The sequence below is a fragment of the Streptomyces sp. WG5 genome, assembly GCF_049974565.1.
In the GTDB taxonomy this organism is placed as follows: Bacteria; Actinomycetota; Actinomycetes; order Streptomycetales; family Streptomycetaceae; genus Streptomyces.
Genome location: NZ_JBNGGC010000096.1, coordinates 1 through 3,004, shown reverse-complemented (window position 1 = coordinate 3,004; position 3,004 = coordinate 1). Strand labels below are relative to the sequence as shown.

The window sequence follows — 3,004 nt, the reverse complement described above, 5'->3', positions numbered from 1 at the left end:
CCCGCCCCGCCGGCTCACCAGCAGCAGATCCCGCACCCCGTACTCGGTGACGAGATGCCGCACGAACAACCCGCCCAACGCACCACTGGCACCCGTCACCAACACCGTGCCCTCAAACACCGGCGCCCCGGCCTCCGGCTCCACCACCGCACGCACCAGACGCGGCACCTGTACCGCGCCACCCCGCACCGCGGCCTCCGGCTCACCCGCCGCGAGCACGGCGGGCAGCGCCCGGTAGGAGGCTTCGGTGTCGTCGGTGTCGATCAGGAGGAAGCGGCCCGGGTTCTCCGACTGCGCCGACCGCACCAGACCCCACACCGGGGCATACGCCAGGTCCGCGACCTCGTCGTCCGGGACGGAGGCCACCGCGCCCCGCGTCAGGAAGGCCAGCCGCGAGTCGGCGAACCGCTCGTCGCCGAGCCAGTCCCGCAGCAACGCGAGCACCCGCCCGGTCTCGGCATGCGCGGCACCCGGCAGGTCGTCGGACGCGGCGCCGACCAGCGGCACCACGACGACCTCCGGCAGGGCCTCACCCTCAGCGGGGAGGGCGGTCAGGTCCGCGTAGACCTCGTGGCCGACGCCCGCGGCGTCCAGACCCGCCTGACCGGGAGACTCGGTGAGCAGTGCCATGGGACGCTGGTGGGTGGCGGGCACCGGTGCGAGGGGCAGCGTGGTCCAGTCGACCACGAACAGCGACTCCATACGCCCGCTGCGCGCCGCGGCGCCGATCTGCTCGGGCGAGACGGCCCGCAGCACCAGCGACTCCACCGAGGCGACGGGCGCCCCGGTCTCGTCGGCCAGGTGCAGGGACACCGTGTCGCGGCCGGCCGGAGCCAGGCGGACGCGTACCGCCGCCGCTCCGGCGGCGTGCAGTCGCACTCCGCCCCACGCGAACGGCAGACGCCCCTGCCCGGTGTCCTCCACGAGTCCGCCGAGGCCGGCGGCGTGCAAGGTGGCGTCGAGGAGGGCCGGGTGCAGACCGAACCACTCCGCCGTCGCGGCGGCGTCCTCGTCGAGGCGCACTTCGGCGTAGACCTCGTCGCCGATCCGCCAGGCCGCGCGCAGCCCCTGGAAGACCGCGCCGTAGTCGAATCCGGCCGCCGCCAGGCCGTCGTACAGCCCGTCGATGCCGACCGGCTCCGCACCGGGCGGCGGCCAGGCCGCCAGGTCGGAAGCGGGGGCCGGGACCGCCGTGGCGGCGGCGAGCACACCGCCGGCGTGCCGCGTCCAGGGCTCGTCGGCGGGTGCGTTCTCGCCGCGGGAGTGCAGGGCCACGGCCCGGCTTCCGTCGTCGTCCGCTCCGGTGACGGAGAGACGCAGCTGCACACCACCGTGCTCCGGCAGCACCAGCGGCGCCTCCAGCGTCAGGTCGTCCAGGACCTCGCAGCCGACCTGCTCGCCGGCCCGCATCGCCAGTTCGACGAACGCCGTGCCCGGCAGGAGCACCGAGCCCATGACCGCGTGGTCGGCGAGCCACGGGTGCGTGGCCAGAGACAGGCGCCCGGTGAAGAGGAAACCATCCGAGTCGGGCAGCTCGACCGCCGCGCCGAGCAGCGGGTGCTCCGCCGCGTCGAGACCGGCCGACGTGACGTCCCCGATGAAGTGGCCGCCCGACTCCAGCCAGTACCACTCGCGCTGGAAGGCGTAGGTGGGCAGTTCGACCTGCCGGCCGCCGGTCGGCGCGAAGTACGCCTCCCAGTCGGCGGCGACGCCGGCGGCGTGGGCCCGGGCGAGGGCGGTGGTGACGGTCTCGGCCTCGGGGCGCCCTCTGCGCAGGAGCGACACGAAGGCGGCGCCGTCCTCGGTCAGGCACTCCTGGGCCATGGCGGAGAGGACTCCGTCGGGGCCGAGTTCGAGATAGGTGGTGACGCCGGCGGCCTCCAGCGCGCGGACGCCGTCGAGGAAGCGGACGGCCTCACGGACGTGCCGCACCCAGAAGTCCGCCGAGGCCATCTCGTCGGTGACCACGCCGCCGGTGAGGTTGGAGACGACCGGGATGCGGGGCGACGCGTAGGACAGGCCCTCGGCGACCTTGCGGAAGTCCGCGAGCATGGCGTCCATGTGCGGGGAGTGGAACGCGTGGCTGACCGTCAGGCGCTTGGACTTGCGGTCCGGGAACTCCGTGGCGACGGCCGTCGCGGCGTCCTCGTCACCCGCGATGACCACTGCCTGCGGGCCGTTGACGGCGGCGATGCTCACCCGCTCGTTCAGCAGCGGCAGGACCTCGTCCTCGGCGGCCTGCAGCGCGATCATCACACCGCCCGTGGGCAACGCCTGCATCAGCCGTCCGCGTGCCCCGACCAGTGTGCAGGCGTCCTCCAGGGACAGCACCCCCGAGACGTGGGCGGCGGCGATCTCGCCGATGGAGTGACCCGACAGGAAGTCCGGCTTCACACCCCAGCTCTCCAGCAGCCGGAACAGCGCGACCTCGATCGCGAAGAGCGCCGGCTGCGTGTGGGCGGTCTCGTTCAGCAGATCGGCGTCATCGCCGAACAGGACGTCCTTCAGCGGGATGTCGAGGTGCGACCTGACCGCGTCCAGCGCGTCCGCGAACACGGGGTACGCGTCGTACAGCTCCCGGCCCATCCCCAGCCGCTGGCTGCCCTGCCCGGTGAAGAGGAAGGCGAGCCCTGCTGTGCCTGCCGTGCCGCGCACCACCGATGCCGCCGGGCCGTCGGCCGCCACGGCCGCGAGGCCACGCAGCAGCTCGTCCCGGTCCGCCGCCACGACCGCCGCACGGTGCTCGAAGGCAGCGCGCCGGGTGGCAAGGGTGTAGGCCACATCGGCGGCGGCGAGGCCGGGCGCCTCTTCCAGGTGGGCCCGCAGCCGGGCTGCCTGATCGCGGAGGCCGTCCGGGGACTTCGCCGACAGCACGTACGCCAGCACCGAACCGTCGGCCTCGGCGGGAGCCTGGGCGACGCCGTTGCTCGGGGCGAGGTCGTCGGGGGCCTGCTCGATGATCGTGTGGGCGTTGGTGCCGCTGATACCGAAGGACGAGATGCCG

1 protein-coding gene is annotated in these 3,004 nt (G+C 74.1%); it reads right to left on the bottom strand.

Features of this window, described 5'->3' with window-relative positions; translation table 11 throughout:
* The coding region (locus ACP4IX_RS35975) for an acyltransferase domain-containing protein (protein WP_426558822.1) at positions 1 to 3,004 on the bottom strand (3,004 nt) is incomplete at both ends.